At 44.3% G+C, this 18,100-nt stretch carries 18 protein-coding genes; 9 read left to right on the forward strand and 9 right to left on the reverse strand.

Annotated elements, in window-relative coordinates; all coding sequences use genetic code 11:
• Positions 1–62 precede the first annotated feature (62 nt).
• The 8 genes from AWH66_RS07610 (at position 63) to AWH66_RS07645 (ending at position 7,141) form a co-directional block, all read left to right on the forward strand.
• Positions 63–515, forward strand: a complete 453-nt coding sequence (locus AWH66_RS07610) for a septal ring lytic transglycosylase RlpA family protein (protein ID WP_063605808.1) — start codon at positions 63–65, stop codon at positions 513–515.
• Between the two features lie 69 nt (positions 516–584).
• Positions 585–1,160, forward strand: coding sequence for a sugar O-acetyltransferase (locus AWH66_RS07615; RefSeq protein WP_063605439.1), 576 nt, complete (start codon positions 585–587; stop codon positions 1,158–1,160).
• A 356-nt stretch (positions 1,161–1,516) separates the two neighbouring features.
• On the forward strand, positions 1,517–2,530 hold the full coding sequence (locus AWH66_RS07620) for a substrate-binding domain-containing protein (protein WP_063605438.1): 1,014 nt from the start codon (positions 1,517–1,519) through the stop codon (positions 2,528–2,530).
• A 19-nt stretch (positions 2,531–2,549) separates the two neighbouring features.
• Positions 2,550–3,569 carry an ABC transporter substrate-binding protein gene (locus AWH66_RS07625; protein WP_063605437.1) on the forward strand — a complete coding sequence of 340 codons (1,020 nt, stop codon included), beginning with the start codon at positions 2,550–2,552 and terminating at the stop codon, positions 3,567–3,569.
• A gap of 47 nt (positions 3,570–3,616) precedes the next feature.
• The gene (locus AWH66_RS07630) at positions 3,617–4,429 is read left to right on the forward strand and encodes an ABC transporter permease (protein ID WP_038222552.1); all 813 of its coding nucleotides are present in this window, start codon (positions 3,617–3,619) and stop codon (positions 4,427–4,429) included.
• A 3-nt stretch (positions 4,430–4,432) separates the two neighbouring features.
• Positions 4,433–5,221, forward strand: a complete 789-nt coding sequence (locus AWH66_RS07635; RefSeq protein ID WP_006072328.1) for an ABC transporter permease — start codon at positions 4,433–4,435, stop codon at positions 5,219–5,221.
• Positions 5,222–5,232: 11 nt separating this feature from the next.
• Complete coding sequence (locus AWH66_RS07640; RefSeq protein ID WP_063605436.1) at positions 5,233–6,321, forward strand: ABC transporter ATP-binding protein; 1,089 nt, start codon at positions 5,233–5,235, stop codon at positions 6,319–6,321.
• A 4-nt stretch (positions 6,322–6,325) separates the two neighbouring features.
• Positions 6,326–7,141 (forward strand): phosphodiesterase, encoded by an 816-nt coding sequence (locus AWH66_RS07645; protein ID WP_063605435.1) that lies wholly within the window; start codon positions 6,326–6,328, stop codon positions 7,139–7,141.
• A gap of 203 nt (positions 7,142–7,344) precedes the next feature.
• On the opposite strand, the gene AWH66_RS07650 is transcribed toward AWH66_RS07645, so the two are convergent.
• From AWH66_RS07650 to AWH66_RS07660, 3 genes are all read right to left on the reverse strand, one after another.
• On the reverse strand, positions 7,345–8,115 hold the full coding sequence (locus tag AWH66_RS07650; RefSeq protein WP_063605434.1) for a class II glutamine amidotransferase: 771 nt from the start codon (positions 8,113–8,115) through the stop codon (positions 7,345–7,347).
• Positions 8,116–8,218: 103 nt separating this feature from the next.
• Positions 8,219–8,896, reverse strand: coding sequence for an SDR family oxidoreductase (locus tag AWH66_RS07655; protein ID WP_063605433.1), 678 nt, complete (start codon positions 8,894–8,896; stop codon positions 8,219–8,221).
• A gap of 150 nt (positions 8,897–9,046) precedes the next feature.
• Complete coding sequence (locus AWH66_RS07660) at positions 9,047–9,952, reverse strand: AraC family transcriptional regulator (RefSeq protein ID WP_394629354.1); 906 nt, start codon at positions 9,950–9,952, stop codon at positions 9,047–9,049.
• 141 nt (positions 9,953–10,093) lie between these two features.
• On the opposite strand from AWH66_RS07660, the gene AWH66_RS07665 reads away from it, so the two are divergent.
• Entirely contained in the window at positions 10,094–11,245 is a 1,152-nt protein-coding gene (locus AWH66_RS07665; protein ID WP_063605432.1) for an aminotransferase-like domain-containing protein, read from the forward strand.
• 78 nt (positions 11,246–11,323) lie between these two features.
• On the opposite strand, the gene AWH66_RS07670 is transcribed toward AWH66_RS07665, so the two are convergent.
• The 6 genes from AWH66_RS07670 to AWH66_RS07695 are packed head-to-tail and all read right to left on the reverse strand — an operon-like array spanning position 11,324 to position 18,049.
• Complete coding sequence (locus AWH66_RS07670) at positions 11,324–12,460, reverse strand: AI-2E family transporter (RefSeq protein WP_063605431.1); 1,137 nt, start codon at positions 12,458–12,460, stop codon at positions 11,324–11,326.
• Entirely contained in the window at positions 12,453–13,139 is a 687-nt protein-coding gene (locus AWH66_RS07675) for a potassium channel family protein (protein ID WP_063605430.1), read from the reverse strand. Before AWH66_RS07675 ends, AWH66_RS07670 begins: the two co-directional genes overlap by 8 nt.
• 12 nt (positions 13,140–13,151) lie before the next feature.
• Positions 13,152–14,030 carry an HlyD family secretion protein gene (locus AWH66_RS07680; RefSeq protein WP_063605429.1) on the reverse strand — a complete coding sequence of 293 codons (879 nt, stop codon included), beginning with the start codon at positions 14,028–14,030 and terminating at the stop codon, positions 13,152–13,154.
• 12 nt (positions 14,031–14,042) lie between these two features.
• A complete protein-coding gene (locus AWH66_RS07685) occupies positions 14,043–14,246 on the reverse strand; it encodes a DUF1656 domain-containing protein (protein ID WP_038228314.1) in 204 nt (67 codons plus the stop codon).
• Positions 14,247–15,869 (reverse strand): TolC family protein, encoded by a 1,623-nt coding sequence (locus tag AWH66_RS07690; RefSeq protein WP_063605428.1) that lies wholly within the window; start codon positions 15,867–15,869, stop codon positions 14,247–14,249.
• Positions 15,870–15,880: 11 nt separating this feature from the next.
• The gene (locus AWH66_RS07695; protein WP_063605427.1) at positions 15,881–18,049 is read right to left on the reverse strand and encodes an FUSC family protein; all 2,169 of its coding nucleotides are present in this window, start codon (positions 18,047–18,049) and stop codon (positions 15,881–15,883) included.
• Between the last annotated feature and the right edge of the window lie 51 nt (positions 18,050–18,100).

The raw sequence follows: 18,100 nt of genomic DNA on the forward strand, positions 1-18,100 counted from the left end.
TCGATTGTTTTTATGAGCTTTATTGCTACAGCGTCAACAGTTCAAGAATAGATAAACACGATATGAATAAATTTCAGTTTCCAATTAGTCTCAAGAAGATCAATTTCATCTTTGCTGCATTAATGTTCTCTTTTCTAGCTGGTTGCTCTTCAACCACTTCAATTGATAGTTCCAAAACTCGAAGTTATGCCAAATCCCATGAACTCGTAGGTCAAGCGTCTTGGTATGGGAATAAATACCACGGACGACGCACTGCGAGTGGTGAGCGCTATAACATGAGGGCTTATACCGCGGCTCATAAAACGTTACCGTTTGGAACGATCGTGAGAGTGACAAATACCGCTAATGGTAAAACAGTGGACGTCAAAATCAACGATAGAGGCCCGTTTGTAAAAGGTCGAATTATTGACTTATCTCGCAAGTCATTTGAACAAATTGGCGAAATCAGTAAAGGGATAGCACCGGTAAAAATTGAGATTATCGATGATAGTAATACTTTTAGGTATAAGCACTAATCCACTGCTCGAATGACGCGTTGGTGATACAATTCAGCAGTAAAAAAAAGACCCGAGTTGAGAGACAATATGACTGAGTTCGAGAAAATGCTTGCTGGCGAAGAGTTCGATGGCGGCGCCGAAAGCATTAACCAAATCCGCGAAAATGCCTCCCTTCTATTGCAGGCGATAAATAAAAATACTGATGACACTCTACGTGGTGAGCTGTTTCAACAGTTAATGGGGAATATTGCAGATTCCAGTATTGTACGTTCTCCATTCTATTGTGAGTTTGGTAAGACGATTTCGATTGGCGAAAAGACCTTTATTAATATGAATGTCACTATGCTAGATGGTGCCAAAATCATGATTGGTAACAACGTGTTGATAGGGCCCAATACGCAGTTCTACTGCGCTAGCCACGACTTAAACTATCTCAAGCGTCGCAACTGGGAAACGATCTGTGGACCGATTACGGTGGAAGACGACGTATGGATTGGAGGTAATGTGGTGATCAATCAAGGTGTCACTATTGGAGCGCGTTCTGTGATTGCCGCTAATTCCGTTGTGAATAGTGACGTGCCGCCCGACTCGTTATATGGTGGAACACCCGCTAGGTTGATTAAGAATCTCAATGAGAGTGATAACACTCACAAAGCCCAATAGCCACACAACTCAGTAAATTCTTCCGAAAGGATGGCGATAAGCATTTTTTAGTATGAGAAAAGAGCAAGAGTATCTAATCTCTTTCTCTGCATTTCAGCTTAATAATCGTGATCCTTTCGGCGAACACTCATATTTCCCCCTTGTTTCTGTGACATTAATCGTTATTTCACATTACTCTGCAATTTAATTAGCTTCCGTTAAATTCAATGAAACGAAAGTGTTTCATGAATTATTTTGTCGACAAATGTCGCAAACGTGCGCCCATATGTCGGCTAAATTAACGCTTCTTCATTTTATTCTTAATAAAACTGTAATGTGTCCTCTTTAATCTTGCGTTCAACAACGGAGGAGAGGCGATGAATATCAAAGATGTAGCAGAACTTGCAGGTGTGTCACCTGCAACTATCTCTCGTTATCTAAATCAGCCTCAATCTGTAGCGCATGCTACGAGCAAGAGAATTGAGAAGGTCATTACTCTCACTGGATACAGTGTTGAGCGACGACATGACCAAATTGAATTCAATAAAAATCCAACTCTCGGAGTGGTGATTCCAAGTTTAATTAACCCTGTGTTTTCAGAGGTAGTTACCGGCATCCAACAAAGAGCGAGGCACTTTGGGTATTCGGTTGTGGTTGTTGACACTCAATATGACAGTGGCCAAGAGCAGCAAGCGGTTATCGACCTTATAAGGCAGCGTGTCGAAGGTGTCATTTTGACGATTGCAGACACCTCTGAAAATGAAGCATTAAAGCTTCTTAGAGACTTTAAGTTTCCTTACTGCCTATTACACAACCGTTCAGATGAGCAAGAACCTTGCGTTTTTGTTGATAACTATCAAGCCGGTATTGATGTGGCGCAGCGAGTCGTGGAATTAGGACACCGAAGAGTAGGCATGTTAACGGGGCGATTTGTCTCATCTGATCGTGCTGAGCAGCGCTATAAAGGGTTTAAAAAAGGTCTTAATGACAATGGATTGGAATTAACTGAGCTATTAGAAGTAGACCAAAACAAGCTTGATCCATTTGGTGACCAAGAGATGAGTGTTATCCAGAGAGAACAAGCGCCCACCGTGTGGTTTTGTAGCAATGATTTGCTGGCATTGAAGGCGATAAATGCCGTGAAAGCCAACGGTCTACATGTACCTTCGGACATCTCAATTATCGGTTTTGACGGCATGAGTTTAGCTCAGCTTATCACCCCAACTCTCGCAACGGTTGCGGTACCACATCTAACAATGGGGCAAGTCGCTGTAGATATTTTATTTAACGCCAAAGCAGGGGCGAGCGTCTCGACTCAACTTGCTCTGGATTATCAATTGCAAATGAATGGCTCACTTGACGTGGTGCCGCACTTACAAAACAACGAATAGTCACATATTGGAGAATATAATGACTTTTACACTAGGCTCTAAAACAAAAAAACTAGCGGGAATGCTATTTGGTTTGGCTTGCGCTTCATTTCAAGCGCAGGCATCTAGCGCAATTTGCTACAACTGCCCTCCAGAGTGGGCGAACTGGGGAGGGCAATTACAGCTCATAAATAAAGAACTTGGAATTCGAGTTCCAATGGACAACAAAAATTCCGGTCAGTCTCTGTCTCAGTTAGTTGCGGAGAAAAACAATCCAGTAGCAGACGTTGTTTATTATGGTGTGTCATTTGGCATCAACGCGACTAACCAAGGGGTAGTAGAACCATACAAACCGAAGAATTGGGACCAAATTCCAGAGGGAATGAAAGATCCAAACGGTAATTGGTTCGCAATTCATTCGGGAACCATTGGCTTCTTCGTTAACGTTGATGCTTTAGATGGAGCGCCGGTCCCACAGAGTTGGGAAGATCTTCTTAAGCCAGAATATCGTGGCATGGTCGGTTATCTTGACCCAACCAGTGCGTTTGTGGGCTACGCAAGTGCGGTAGCGGTAAATGAGGCAATGGGTGGCGATATCAATGACTTCACGCCTGCTATTGAGTACTTCCGCAAACTTGCGAAAAATCGCCCGATTGTCCCAAAACAAACCTCGTATGCACGTGTGATTTCGGGTGAGATTCCAATCTTATTGGATTATGACTTTAATGCGTATCGCGCCAAATATAACGACTTCTCTAATGTAGAATTTGTCATTCCGAAGGAAGGGTCTATTGCTGTTCCTTATGTAATGAGCATGGTGAAGGACTCGCCACACCCTGACAACGCGAAAAAAATCTTGGATTTTGTGTTATCCGAAAAAGGCCAACAAGTTTGGGCAAAGGCATATCTACGACCAGTTATTGATGGGGTGATGGATGAGGATGCGAAGAGTAAGTTCCTACCTGACTCTGAATATCAGCGCGTTGGTTCTGTTAACTTTGCAAAGATGTCTGAAAACCAAGCCGCATTCGCTGATCTGTATCTAAGAGAAGTCAACTAAACCTCACCGGACCATGGTTGGCGGACAAGATTTCCGCCATTGTTTTTATGAAAAAGAATCATCTATCTATTTTGCTTATTCTGCCTGCTGTAATAGTAAGCTGCGCATTTTTCTTGTTACCAGTGGTGCAACTGTTGCAGGTCTCGTTAGTTGATGGCGGTGCTCAGAGCTACATACAAATTCTAACCCGACCTTTGTACTTGAAGAGTCTTTTTTCAACCGTAACGCTTTCTGTCCTAGTCACAGTTGTGAGTTTAGCGGTGGCTACGATCAGTGGGCTGTTTTTGACGCGTTATGAGTTTAAGGGGAAGCAGCTGTTGGTTGCTATGTTGAGCTTTCCGCTTGCATTTCCCGGGGTGGTGATTGGTTTCTTCGTCATTATGCTTGCAGGACGTCAAGGTTTGTTTGCCCAAGCAGGGCTATTGCTTACTGGGGAACGCTGGATGTTTGCTTACTCAATCGCGGGATTGTTTTTGGGTTACTTATACTTCTCAATACCTCGAGTGGTACTCACGGTTATGGGTGCCGCAGAAAAACTCGATCAAAACCTACTTGAAGCAGGGCGTTCATTAGGCGCAAATCGTTGGCAAATTTTCAAAGATGTAACGCTACCTGCGTTAAAGCCAGGATTGATTTCTTCGGGTTCTATCTGTTTCGCAACCTCAATGGGTGCGTTTGGCACGGCGTTTACTCTGGCAACCAACATTAACGTGTTACCGATGACGATTTACACGGAATTTACGCTCAATGCTAACTTCGCTATGGCGGCTGCTTTGAGCTTAATCCTTGGTCTAGTGACTTGGTTGTGTTTGATGTTGGCGAAGCGCCAGGGTAACTCTTCTATGGCTATGGGAGGCTAATCAATGAAGAAAGATAAGTACTTTTATATCCAGCTTGGGTTCACTTTATTGGTCTGTGCGTTTCTGATTGTTCCTGTTTTTATGTCGATTGTTGCGGGACTAACGAACAACTATTTTGTTGGTGTGAAAAGTGGATTGACCCTTCGTTGGGTTGAGCAGGTATGGTCACTCTATTCAGATACGATTTGGCTAACACTACAAATCGCCATCGCGACCACCATTATTAATGTGCTGGTGGGCGTACCTTGTGCTTATGTGCTGGCGAAAAGCAAAAGCCGTTGGGCATCGTTGTTTGATGAGATCTTAACCTTGCCGATTGCCATTCCTGGTATGGCAATTTCGCTTGGTTTAATACTCGCTTACGGTGACTTTAGTGATTTCCGTTCTAACTGGACGTTTATCTTAGTGGGTCACGTTATCTTCACTTTACCGTTTATGGTTAAGTCAGTGTTGGCGGTACTGCAAAGTATTAATTTCAATGTGTTGGAAGAGGGCGCGGCGAGCTTGGGAGCAAGCTTTTGGCAGCGTTTCTTTGATGTCATTGTCCCTAACTGCAAGGCAGGTATTGTCGCTGGTATGTTGATGACCCTCACTCTCTCTATTGGCGAGTTTAACCTAACTTGGATGCTTCACACGCCATTAACCAAAACCTTGCCTGTTGGTTTGGCTGACTCGTACGCCTCCATGCGTTTAGAGATTAGCTCTGCTTATACCTTAATTTTCCTTTGTCTCATTTTACCGTTGCTGGTTCTGGCTCAGATGCTGAACAGAAAACCGGTTACAAGCAATTAAGATTGAACTCAATGTTAGAACAAACAATGACTGGCGTAGAAATCACGCTGAAAGATATTACTAAGACTTTCCCAGATGGAACCTTGGCACTAAAACCGACTGACTTAAAAATAGAAGCGGGAGAGATTTTAGTATTACTGGGGCCTTCTGGTTGTGGGAAAACGACAACCTTGCGTCTTATCGCTGGATTGGAGTTTGCTGATGAAAATGGTGGACAAATAACTTTTGGTGATCAAGAGGTTACCTCGCTCCCTATTGAGCAAAGAAAAGTCGGGATGGTGTTCCAATCATATGCGCTGTTTCCCAATATGAACGTTAGCGAAAATATCACTTATGGCCTGAAAGTTCGTGGTGTGGATCCTTCGGTACGAGCTCAAAAGCTTAAGCAGATGCTGACTATGTTCGACCTAGAAAAGTATGCCAAAAGAGGCGTCCATCAATTATCTGGTGGCCAACGTCAACGTGTGGCGTTAGCTCGCGCCATCATCACCGAACCAGATGTATTACTGCTTGATGAGCCGCTTTCAGCTTTGGATGCGTTGCTAAAACAACGTTTGAGAAGTGACATTCGCTCGTTGTTAAAAGAGTTAGGCATCACTGCAGTATATGTGACTCATGACCAAGAAGAAGCTATGGCGATGGGCGACAGAATTGCCGTTCTCGACCATGGCGAAATTGCCCAGATTGGTTCAGCAAAGGATATCTATCTGCAGCCAAGTAACAGCTTTGTCGCCGACTTTATAGGGCAAATGAATCGATTTGAAGGAACGGTAGAAGCAGGGAAGTTGCTGTTAGACACCGGTAAGTACCTTAAACTACCAGAGCATATAGACACGACTATAGCCGCTAAAAATGACCCATTGAGCGTCATGCTAAGACCAGAAGATATTACCTTGAAGGACATCAGCGATGATTGTGATGCCTTAACTGGTGTTGTAGTGAGTACGGTATTTTTAGGGGACAGAACCCGTGTCACTTTGTCCGGAGTGCAAAAGCAGTCACAACTCATGGTCGACTGTTTTGAGCGCACTGAATATCAAGCAGGCCAAGTGGTGACCGTGTCCTTTGAACCTAGTCGTTTAATTCCTTTGAAGAAGTAAAGTTATGTTAATTGCTCAACTTACCGATTTGCATATCAAACAAGGTGGCAAGCAAGCGTATCGCAAGGTAGATACGTTGCGATGCTTACAAAATGCCGTGCAACATATTAACCACCTTAACCCCAGACCAGATTATGTCGTTATTACCGGTGATCTTGGTGACTTTGGCACAGAGCAAGAATACCAAGTCATTAGGCAAGAACTAAAAAAACTGCAAATACCACTTCGGGTCGTTCCGGGTAACCACGATCATCGTGATAATTTGCGAGTAGGACTGCAACAGTTAGTCGATTTCGACCACTCTGAGTTTTGCAACTTTGTTGTTGAACAGGGTGAACAAGTTTTGTTGGGTTTAGACTCGTCTGTCATTGGTAAATCTTATGGCTTTTTATCTTCACAGACACTTGAGTGGTTGCAAAGTCAGCTAGCCCGTTTATCCAATAAGTCTGTGCTTATTTTTCTGCATCATCCGCCAATGCATGTGGGATTAGGGCATATGGATGTCCAAAACCTGACAAATGCAGACAGCTTGTATGAAGTGCTAAGTCAGTTTGATAACGTGTGTGGACTGTGCGCTGGCCACTTACACCGTCCTATCACCGCGACCTGGCGTTCAATTCCGGTTTGGGTGGGACCATCACACAGCCATTCGGTGACGCTTGACCTCGATCCTAACGCACCATCGTCTTTTTCATTAGAGCCAAGAGCCATTCAACTGCTCAGGTTTGAGAATGATTCGGTGGTTTCCCATATTAGCTACATTGAAGACAGTGATGGTCCCCATCCATTTTTCGATGAACAGGGTAAATTGATCGATTAGCGATTGAGCCAACCCAGAAAGGGTCCATGCTAGGTATTGACCCTTATAAACTTGTTACGCGAGTATGTTGTGCTTTCTTAATTACTCGTACTTTGACGCGTACGTTTCTTCGTATGTGTGCGAGTACAACTCTAATAGTTCAACAACTTTAGTGTCATTCAAGAGGGTTTATAGGCTGAGAGCTTCAGGGTAAAACTCAACCGTTACATATCGAGAGGTATTTGCGTCGTCGTTAGGCTCAATCCATGTATATGGGTAATCGTTTGTGGTTTAAGTAGTTTCCACTCTTTGCTTTTTTCGAGAGGTTCGGACGCAACGCTGACGTTTTCTCCTTCTGCTTTAATAAAAACAGTCGGTGGCTCTTGGTCACTACTGTATCGTACGACCCAAAACTGTTCGCCGTCGGAGAGGCAAATAGAGGCTTTAAATGGCAAGGCTACCTCTCTTTCTGATTTAGCGTTTTCGATATCTTTGATGGTTTCAATAATGGCGTTGTTTACGTTGCTCGACAGGCCATTTTTCATCATCAATAAGAAGATAAGCTCGCTGTCGGTCGTTCCTTTTCGATAGTGATAAAGTGATTCAGGCAGCAGACGTTCTAGTTGGAAGCGCAGCTTTTCAAATTCGTCGATTTGTCCGTTATGCATGAACATCCAATTGTCGACTACGAAAGGATGGCAGTTAGAGCGTGATACGCTCGTTCCTGTTGAAGAGCGAACGTGTGCCATAAATCGATGGGAGCGAATGTGATGCGTCAGGGAACGAAGATTATCGTCACTCCAGGCAGGCATGACTTCGTGGAATTGACCGGGGATATCACGTTGGGTGTACCAACCTAACCCAAAACCATCAGCGTTTATTCGCGTGGCACCTTTTCTTGCTTCTAAACTCTGGTTAATCAGTGAGTGTTCAGGTACATAAATTAGTTCATCTAGATAAGTTGCGGTTCCCTGATAAGCTAGCCAACGACACATTCATCGCTCCCTCTGTGTAGTGTTTGAAATGGGTACTGTTCCTAAATTAACCACTTTTGTGGCGTTCAACAAGCACCCATACCAACTGTTACAAAGGAGACGGTTACTCGATTTCAACCGGCGGTCTAAACGTCATCTCATGCATGACTACATCACTAGGCAGTTCAAGTAATAGAGAGATGGTGGATGCAACGCTTGCTGGATGCATGTACTCAGGGCGGTCTGCTTCTCTAAAGTTGGTGTCTGCACCGCCAGGGAACAAAGAAGTCACTTTTATTCCATGAGGCTGAGCTTCTTTCATCAAGATTGCACTAAATCCCGCAAAGCCCTGTTTCATTGCCGTGTAGACACTCATGGTTTCGTTAGAGCGTTTAGCAACTGTGCTTACCACATTGATAATTTGTCCTGACTTAGCCGGTTTCATGACCTTTAAGGCTTCTCTACATAACAACGCAGGTGCTCGAAGGTTGACGGCATACTGTTGGTCAAACTCTTCTAAGGTGAACTCTTCAATAGCGCATTTGCGCGAGTTCATACCCGCGTTATTAATTAGAACGTCCAGCCTACCTAGCTTATCGAGCGTCTTTTGGAATAGTTCGACAGTCTGGTTGGGATCGGTTAAGTCGGCAGCGATGGTATGACAGTTCGCTTCTTGCTCTAACTGTGCCAGTTTTTCGGGATTACGGCCCGTTGCTACTACTTGGTGGCCTTTATGGCTAAGTTCTTTTGCTAGTTCATAGCCGATACCACTTGTTGCACCAGTTACCAAGATTGTTTTCATCGCCAAAGCTCCAAATTGATAAGAAGTTGAGTAGGTTGGATAGTGGCACAAGCTTACCGTGGACACGAGTAAATTACCGTACCAATTAATGAAAACAGGGCCCACGTTTGTGCTTTGTTACAAAACAAATGCAAAGGGAGAGGCAACTGGTCAATAAAAACTGATAGGCAGATAAAAATCCAGTTCAAAAACTTCGTCAGACGCCAAAAAATGATTGCGATGATAATGTACGTAAGCTGGTGTTGCACTGGCTTTGAAGCCAGACTGCGGTAACCATTTCTCTTGAATTCTACTTATTTGCGGAAGCAACTCACCGTAAACACCTTGAAGACGGAACACGGCGTGTAAACCACCCGGAATGGTCATTTGGTTTACGGTACCTCGAAGTTTGATCGGAGCATCAATTTCTAGGCATGCGACATAGCGACACTTATCTAGTTCAACCCAAGCGGGGTTCGAATGATGTAACCCAAACTGTACCGAAAAGTCTCGTTTTTCAGCGCTTGCCCATGCTTTGAGCATTTGCCATGGCTTACCTATAGAGCGGTTGTAGCCAATGTGACGGATATATGCGACGCGTCGTGGCGGCGCATCGATAATCTTAGGTGCGGGAATAGGACGATCCACAGCTCGGGCATAACCCGCAGCAACATCGGGGTCCGCTAAATAAGGCTTGTGTGACACTTGAGGATCGTGTTTTCGCCACTGACCGGGTGAGAGTCTGAACACGTCTTTGAACGCACGCGAAAAGGATGATATTGAGCTAAAACCACTCTTGTTCGCTATCTGCTGAATGCTAGATTTGGTGTCGAACATTAATTGATTTGCTGCGTATTCCATTCTTGTGCGGCGGATATATTGATGCAGTGACTCACCAACGACTTCTTTAAATACTCGATGGAAATGCTGTTCGGAATAAGCCCCAATAGCAGCGAGCTCTTTTCCTGAAAGCTCTTTGCTTATATCACTGTGGATATAGAACAGGACGTCGTTGATTCGAGTTAGATGACGGGCATTCACAATCAAAATCGCATAAATGGACATATTTATAAGCATAAATGGACAACATGAAGCTTGCAATAGCGTGTAAGCTGATTTTTCTTTATGGCGAGGTAGTTTAAATCTCTCTATTCACGTCATTAATTGTGCTTAATCTAAAATAATGCCCGGCTATTGGTTGTATTAGTAAGGAAATATATGGAAATCGCTCGCTCTCTTCAAAATGTCCCTTCATCTTATATTCGTGAAATTCTGAGTGCAGCCAGCGATCCAAGCGTCATTTCCTTGGCTGGAGGATTGCCAGATCCGGATACATTTCCCATTGAGTTAATGCGCTCTACGTTCGAAGGGTTATGCGATAAGCCAGAGGTGTTCCAGTACGGAACCACAGCAGGGTATGCGCCGTTACTCGATTTCCTATCGGACTATTACCAACTACTAAGCAATCACAGTGCGGTTGTTTGTACAGGCTCTCAGCAAGGTCTTGATTTGGTGGCGAGAGCGTACATTAATCCGGGCGATACGGTCGTAATGGAAGCACCAAGTTATCTGGGGGCTATGCAAGTGTTCGGATTAGTCGGGGCGAATATCGTGACGGTGTCACAAGTGGCTTCCGGTCCTAACCTAGAACAACTTGAGGCGTGCTTTAAAATCAACGCGCCAAAAATGTTTTATGCAGTACCAGATTTCCACAATCCGACTGGTGTTTGTTGGACACTGGAAACGCGTCAAAAAGTCGCGGAGCTTTGCATTCAATACAATGTGGCATTTATTGAAGATGCCCCGTACCGCGAACTCCGATTTACCGGTGAGGCGTTGCCAATGGTCTCGACCTTTTGTCCCGACCACTCCATTGTATTCCGTTCGTTCTCTAAAATTGCTTCTCCAGGCCTTCGTATCGGTGTGGTCACTGGCAAGAAGAGCTATATTGAGCCGATTATTAAGATCAAACAAGGTGCCGATTTACACTCCAGTATTCCGATGCAAGCCGCGCTACTGGGCTTGCTAAAACATGATGACTTTGACGCCCACTTGGAGTCAGTAAAAGAGATTTATAAGGCGCGTTATCAAACTCTATTTGAAGCATTAGAAGCTAAGTTACCTGAGAGTTGTACGTTGAACTCTGTCGATGGCGGTATGTTTATTTGGGTTGGGATTCCTTCGTGCGATACGTTTGAACTAGCTAAGGTGCTGTTGTCAAAAGGTGTTGCCGTGGTTCCTAGCCCAGTATTTTATCCAGAGGCAAACGGGCAGCCTTCGGCACTTCGCTTGAACTTCACTAACTCAACGCCAGAAGAGCTTGTAAAAGCAGTGGATGTGCTCGCTAATGTCCTAAGCGAACACCAGTAACGTTCCGCAGCCCTTAAACAACGCAGCCGATAAAGTTTAGTGACTTTATCGGCTGTTTTTTATCCGTTGTTCATTGTATTAGCTATTTTCGGCTTTCGTCTTACTTTCAGATGTTGCCTCAGCGTCGTCTTCTGATAACTCGGTCTGCTCTTCGTAATTAATCCAGAATAAGAACAACTCATACCAAATGGCGAGAATAATAGCGCCAAGGAATAGACCAATAATTCCTGCGAACAACATCCCACCAATGGCACCGATTAAGATAATTGGCATCGGCACATCAACGCCACGTCCCATCAACATAGGCTTGAGAATGTTATCGGAGAGTCCACCTGCCAATGCCCAAATGGTAAATAGTGTTGTGCTGGTTCCATCACCTGTGGAATAAACGTAGAAAATCACCGGTGCAACGATAAGTAGAGCGGGTAACTGTGCGATACAAAGTATCAATGTTGCTAGCGTAAGCAAACCGGCGGCTGGAACTTTAAACACAAACATCGCAGCACCGATGATTGCCGCTTGAATAAACGCCACACCGACAACACCTAGTAACACACTGCGAATGGTTGCTGCCATTAAATTGGCCCACTGTTCAGCTTTTTTCCCAACCGCTCTTACTGCGACGGTTTCTAACGCTCCTGAAATTTTCTCTGCATGTGCCATAAATCCACCGGCAATTGCGAGGGAAATGATGAACATAATCAAGCTTGTCAATGCACCGCCTAATATGGATGCAACCGTGCCTAGAAAGCCTTTAATCTCAGGTAAAAACTGCTGTATGGCTTTTTCCATGTTAGTGGCGAACAGGTTCCAAATGCTATACAGCTTGTCACCAACGACAGGGATGTCAGCGACCTTAGAGGTGGGGCCCGGGATTTTTATCTCACCACTTTGTATTACTTCAGTGGTATGAGCCACGCCCTCGTAAATTGAACCAGAAACCATGACAAAAGGGATCACCAACAAAGAAATACCGATTAAGGAGACCAGAGTAGCGGCTAATCCGCGTTTGCCACCTAGTGAGTGCTCTAACTTTTTAGTCAATGGCAACAAGGCGACGGCTATGATTGAGCCCCAGAGCACGGGAATGATAAAAGGTTTGATGATATCGTAGGTGAAGATCAACAAGATCACCAGTAAGCCAATACGAATGGCCGATTCCACCATATTATTGACAAAGAGCTTGCTTTGACGCTGTTCAGTTTGTCTATCCATTGTTGTTTTCCCTGTTTTCAATATTTGCACTTACCAAACTTGATACGACTATTGCCATGTAGAACACTCCGACAATGGCCTCTAAATACACGACGACTTGGGCCAACGGCGTGATTGGACTGATGTCGCCATAACCTAACGTTGTTAACGTAACGAAGCTGAAATACGCTGCGTTAGAGAAATTCTCTCCCCACGTAATGGCTTCGAGCCCCGTAAAGGCTTGTGGGGAATATTCGATAATAATTAAGTAAACGATAGCCCACATTAAGCCGAGTAGTAAAAATAATGCTACTGAACCAATGACTTTGTTGGTGTTGACCTTGCCGTGGAAGAGCACTTGTTTAGCAGTTGATTTAAAAGTGCCAAAGAAGAATGAAAAGGTGAGAGCAAGCATAACAAAGTCCATTTCACTGCGCTCGAAAACGACTTTTGCCAACGTCGCTAAGATCCATAGGCATACCAGCGTTATCAAAAATCGTGACCATCCTTTATCGAATCGTAGACTGGCCAGGCAAACAACGAAAGTGACGATGATAAACAGTTGAAGAACATGATCTATTACACCTTGTCCAACGATTTCGGCCAATGCTGAGCTGATAAGTAACGCGATTAACGCCACCGTAAGATAGAAGAAATTATTGTCTTCATTGATCTTTTTTAACCGATTCCCCATCTCCATTATCGTTTCTCCCTAGTCTTCATTTTGTTCCATCACCATAATCGACGCTGATAATCCAAATCGCAGATGCACTCCTTCAGGGAGTTCATGTAACGACACACGAACAGGGATTCTCTGGGCGAGGCGAATCCATTGGAAGACAGGATTGACGTTGGGCAACAGGTTATAACCAACCGTACCGTCTTTGGGAGCAATACCCCAGCCGATAGAATCGACTGTGGCATTAATAGGTTCATCTGGATGCGACATCAAAGTCACTTTAGCTTGGCTACCAGGGTGTATTCGCGGTAGTTGGTTCTCTCTAAAGAAGCCAAATACCCAGAAACTGTTTTCATCAATCAGGGCGACAAGAGGTTGGTTAGCGACACCCTGAGTTCCTTCTCGAATATCAAGGTTGGAGACATAGCCATCCACCGAAGCTACAACGCGCGTATAGCTAAGATTGAGGCGAGCGGATTTTAATTGTTCCTCTGAAGCTTTGATTTGAAGCTGTGACTCCTGATAGGCAATTTCGCGACGAATGAGGTCCTTATGAGAGACTGCTCCTTTGTCTTTTTTACGAATGTCGAGTAAACGGTCGTACTCGATTTTCTTTCCCTTTGAGCTGATGATGGCGCGTTGCAAAGCCACTTCGGCTTGAGAGAGGGCAACTTGATAGGTTTCCGGGTCGATTTCAAATAACAGGTCGCCTCGTTTGACTTGTTGATTGTCAATAATAGCCACGTTGACAATAGGACCTGAGACTCTTGGGGCAACCTTGATGATATTCGCTCTAACTTGCCCATCGCGTGTCCAAGGGTTGTTGAAGTAGTCTTGGTACTTCTGATACCCAAACCACCCAGCGCCACCAAGGATAATCAGGTTTAGGATGATAATGATAGATTTTTTCATAGTGACGAGCTCCTAAAACCTTAAATAGAAATGGTCGATAGCAATGACATACAACACGAGGATTGCTAAGAATGTGAGCGAAGGAAAGGCGATGAATCTCGATAGCTTCACCTTGTTTAGAATCACGACGGTTATCCAAGTCGCAATGAGTGCGAGAATCAGGACTAACACCAAAGGAGAAAAGTAAATATCTCCCCATGACATTTCATGTGGCATCTATTTATCCTCCTTGTCCGCTGCTGGTGGTTTGGCACCTGTGCGCAGCGTTAATGAAGGTAGAGCAACATTCTCTTGCTGTAATTGGTCACTCCAATCGGTGCGCTTATTCATCTGTTCAACATGCTCTGGTGACACAAACGCTTTTCCTGAGTTAATTTGCCAACCGCCGCCTAAAGACTTATACAAGGCGACAACTTGGTTAGCGACGTTTCCTTTAATTTGCGCGTAACTGTCTTCGCTTCGAGTCATTTTTTCCACGGAGTTCAATAAACGCTCAAATGAGATTTGTCCGTTTTCATACTGAGTGAGTGAGATATTAAACGCGCGAACTGATGCGTTTACGGACTCCAGGCGCAGGGATTTTTGCTCTCGATACAAATCGTAGGCTTCCATTGCATTCGTTACCTCTTGAACCGCTTGCAGTACTTTTTTGTTGTAATTGGTTAGGGTTTCTTGGAATTTCGAGTCTTCAAAACGGATATTGTTCTTCACTCGTCCATATTGAAAAATGTTCCAGCTCATTGCGGGTCCGGCCACTAAAGTCAGCGAATCGTTGAAGCTGAAACTACTGCCTGAAGGTACAGAGCTGTTAATGCCTATGGATCCAAAAAGGGAGAAGCTCGGGTACAACGCCGTTTCAGCAACACCGATTTGTGCGCTTTGGGCATGAGCTTGAAGCTCTGCGACTTGTAAGTCTGGTCTGCGCATCACCAAACTAGCGTCAACAAGATTGGCTAATACTGGGGTTTCTGGAACGATAGAGCCATCTCCCTTTTCTGAAATAGCGCTTTTTGAGCCAGATGCCTTAAAACGCTGCTCAAATTGAACCAGTTTTTGCTCCATATCTGACTTAAGAATTGGTTCTATTTCTTCAGGCAGCGTGCCCAGTAGCACCGCCAACGCATTCTTGGCTTGCAACATTGCCACCGTCAGTCCCGGTAGGGCTGCTTTGGTGGTGAAGAGTTGATTGCGCGCCTGTTGAACGTCGAGTTCGGTGACATTGCCGGACTCAAACTGCACTCGCGTAATGTTAACTACCCGCTCTTGAATTTCGATATTGCGCTGCGAAAGTAGTATGCGTTCTTGGAACGTTCGGTAATTGATATAGTTTCTTGCAACTTCAGAGGTGATGGTCACTAAAATATCGTTGTAGGAAGCGATGGAGGCGTAATAACCAGCTTGGGCTGATTCAATTCCTCGCGCATATTTTCCCCAAACATCCATCTCCCAACCCGCATCAAAGCTCAAGGCCGCATTGTTGAATGAACTTTCGTTGGCGTAAGCTTTGGCTAGGTTGCCAGATATGGATTGCAGCTGAGGGTATTGCAATCCATCGGCGATACCCAGCACTGAACGCGCTTGCAAGATTCTAAAACCAGCTGCTTCCACATCTAAATTCTGTTGAGAGGCAATATCAACCAGTTTGTTCAAAGTAGGGTCGTTAAACTGTTCCCACCATTTTACGGTTGAGTCCATGCTAGCTTGTGTGTCCGAATCGTTCCACGATGACGGAAGTTGGGTTTCTTGACTCGGTGTAAAATCTGGACCAAGCGTAGTACACGCCGTCATAGACAACGTGGCTAAGGCAATAAAGCAGGGCTTTGTGAGATGAGAAATCATTACTACCTTTCCTAAAATCGATGCATTTTGAGGTTATCGAGGTCGACATTCTGAGCCGCTTCTTCCGCTTTAATCAGAGACTCAAAAACACTTCGTTTTAAGCTGAGGAAGATATAGAACTCTGCAATGTCTTTTTGAGCGTACTGTTTAGGGTCTAACTGCTGAAAAAACACATCGAGAATGGCCTCTGTTTTAGCGTATTCGCATTGCACGTCTTCAAGCGTTTGTACACGCTCTCTTTGATCACGGTTATGAGTACGTATTAACGTTAGCAAGCTTTCGTCTGTGTACTCGTTTCTAAGCTTAGTAATCAATGGGTTATTTTTCAGATGAGTTTGCGCGATGACGAGTGTATTTAGATGATCTGTTAGATTACGACACTGCTTTGTGTAGGTAGTCAGTGATAAGTGGTCGTTCTTGTCAAAGTAGTTGAGATCTATCTTATTTGCCCACAGTGTGAGTTTTTTAGCTGCAACATTGGCCGTTTTTAGATGTAATTGAATTGCTAAGTTAGTCAGGGGTGAGTGGTTTAGCGTTTGAAGCTTAACGACTAAATGATAAACATGAGTAAAAAGTCTTTGTCTTACCAATAGGAATAGGCGTTCGGCTTTACTTGAGAAAGGGAAGTAATGGGCGAACACAAGCATTAGTACCACGAGATAGAACAACATCATGATGGTAAGGAGAATGCCAAAATGGTAATTCATGACGTTGTCGATACCGAGAATAAAAAGGCCGATCATAAAGAAGATAGTAATGGGGCCTTTAAACAGATAAAAGCCAATAAAGGTATACGCAAAAAGGAAAAGGGCGAGTTCGATGCCAAGTTCCAGTGTGGGAAGAACAAAAACGTAAGCGGGAACGGCAAAGATAAACCCGAACGTAAATAGAAAGCCCAGTAATTTAGGATGCACGGGTAAGAAAGAGAGTAAAGAAACAAAAATGGTGGAGAAAATTACGAAGCTATACCCACCCGGAGGATTGAAAAAGATCCAGATAAAAGCGGCTACCCAGTAGGTAACAAAGACTTTAATCGATGTCTTAAAGTTTTCTGCATCCCACCATAGGAAAGCTCCAGCACTTTTCCGTGGCTTTTCGTCAAATGACACTGACTTGGTAATGGAATCGATACAACTAACGGTTTCGGTCAACCGCGAAATACTGGTATGAAGGCGGTTGAGCACATACCCCAAGGTAATGGCAGAACTCTTAGATAGATGAGGATGGTTACTGAGAGAGTCTAGGTCTAAGGTGACTTTGCGCTCTTGCCAACGATACTCTAACCCCTCGTCTGATGCTCGGAGGTAGTGTTCACACTGTTCGAATAATTGCTGAATATCGGCGACAAACTCGTCGTAATTGGTGATAAATTTCTGAGACTCACCTTGCAGAAAGTTGGAACTAGAAGTTGCTATCAGCAGATTGGTTATCTGTTTGGTGTAGTGAAGCGTGAGTTGCCACTCCAGGAGGTAAGCGGACACATCGCTGCATTCTTTACTCTCGGTAGAAAAGCGAGTTTCTAAGGCGGTTTGACTCGCGTACAACTTCTCAATTAAGTCATTTAGAGTGGGGGGCTGATTATCGTCTGAAGATGGTTCAGATGCTTGTTCCGAATCTGTTACATGAGATATTGTATTGATTGGTGGCGAGAGGCGTTCGAGGATCTGTTTTTGGAGCGATACGACGTCGTGGGTCATACGGCGAAGATTTTGTTCTGTTTTGCTTGGGAACAGGTATGTGCCTACCAAGGTGTAAATAATGACACCAAACACGGTCATGTGCGCACGGTCTACGCCATATAAAAATGCACCTTCTGCATCTCCCCCGTTTGACATCATTAAGGTCATGACACCTGTTAACATGAATAACGTCGGATCTTTTATATAGGCATTTTTAAAATAGAAGATAAAGGATGCTACAACAGAAACACATAGCATATATAACAGACGATCTTGGGCGAACATACCGACTAGTAACAACCCAATAACGGCACCAACTATGGTTCCAAGTACTCTTAAGGTTCCTTTCTCTAATGATTCACGTTGGCTTCCTGTTGATGCGATGAGCATAACAGTGGTAGCCGCAGTAGAAGCCTGAGGCCAACCTAATGCAAATGGAATGAGGTAAGCGAGGGTAAGACTGAGTGCTACCTTTGTCGCAAATTTGGCCTTGTCGTTCATAATCCCTTACGTTGAAGATACCAACTCATAAGAAACTATAGACATTAAATG

Origin of the sequence: Vibrio barjaei (assembly GCF_001639065.2) — a bacterium.
Taxonomy (GTDB): Bacteria; Pseudomonadota; Gammaproteobacteria; order Enterobacterales; family Vibrionaceae; genus Vibrio; species Vibrio barjaei.

What these genes read in the sequence shown, in the direction of transcription:
- AWH66_RS07690 (WP_063605428.1), bottom strand. Translation starts at nt 15,869, where the DNA reads ATGATTTCTCATCTCACAAAGCCCTGCTTTATTGCCTTAGCCACGTTG.
- AWH66_RS07680 (WP_063605429.1), bottom strand. Translation starts at nt 14,030, where the DNA reads ATGAAAAAATCTATCATTATCATCCTAAACCTGATTATCCTTGGTGGC.
- AWH66_RS07640 (WP_063605436.1), top strand. Translation starts at nt 5,233, where the DNA reads ATGTTAGAACAAACAATGACTGGCGTAGAAATCACGCTGAAAGATATT.
- AWH66_RS07665 (WP_063605432.1), top strand. Translation starts at nt 10,094, where the DNA reads ATGGAAATCGCTCGCTCTCTTCAAAATGTCCCTTCATCTTATATTCGT.
- AWH66_RS07645 (WP_063605435.1), top strand. Translation starts at nt 6,326, where the DNA reads ATGTTAATTGCTCAACTTACCGATTTGCATATCAAACAAGGTGGCAAG.
- AWH66_RS07650 (WP_063605434.1), bottom strand. Translation starts at nt 8,115, where the DNA reads ATGTGTCGTTGGCTAGCTTATCAGGGAACCGCAACTTATCTAGATGAA.
- AWH66_RS07695 (WP_063605427.1), bottom strand. Translation starts at nt 18,049, where the DNA reads ATGAACGACAAGGCCAAATTTGCGACAAAGGTAGCACTCAGTCTTACC.
- AWH66_RS07615 (WP_063605439.1), top strand. Translation starts at nt 585, where the DNA reads ATGACTGAGTTCGAGAAAATGCTTGCTGGCGAAGAGTTCGATGGCGGC.
- AWH66_RS07630 (WP_038222552.1), top strand. Translation starts at nt 3,617, where the DNA reads ATGAAAAAGAATCATCTATCTATTTTGCTTATTCTGCCTGCTGTAATA.
- AWH66_RS07635 (WP_006072328.1), top strand. Translation starts at nt 4,433, where the DNA reads ATGAAGAAAGATAAGTACTTTTATATCCAGCTTGGGTTCACTTTATTG.
- AWH66_RS07620 (WP_063605438.1), top strand. Translation starts at nt 1,517, where the DNA reads ATGAATATCAAAGATGTAGCAGAACTTGCAGGTGTGTCACCTGCAACT.
- AWH66_RS07660 (WP_394629354.1), bottom strand. Translation starts at nt 9,952, where the DNA reads ATGCTTATAAATATGTCCATTTATGCGATTTTGATTGTGAATGCCCGT.
- AWH66_RS07610 (WP_063605808.1), top strand. Translation starts at nt 63, where the DNA reads ATGAATAAATTTCAGTTTCCAATTAGTCTCAAGAAGATCAATTTCATC.
- AWH66_RS07675 (WP_063605430.1), bottom strand. Translation starts at nt 13,139, where the DNA reads ATGGAGATGGGGAATCGGTTAAAAAAGATCAATGAAGACAATAATTTC.
- AWH66_RS07625 (WP_063605437.1), top strand. Translation starts at nt 2,550, where the DNA reads ATGACTTTTACACTAGGCTCTAAAACAAAAAAACTAGCGGGAATGCTA.
- AWH66_RS07670 (WP_063605431.1), bottom strand. Translation starts at nt 12,460, where the DNA reads ATGGATAGACAAACTGAACAGCGTCAAAGCAAGCTCTTTGTCAATAAT.
- AWH66_RS07655 (WP_063605433.1), bottom strand. Translation starts at nt 8,896, where the DNA reads ATGAAAACAATCTTGGTAACTGGTGCAACAAGTGGTATCGGCTATGAA.
- AWH66_RS07685 (WP_038228314.1), bottom strand. Translation starts at nt 14,246, where the DNA reads ATGCCACATGAAATGTCATGGGGAGATATTTACTTTTCTCCTTTGGTG.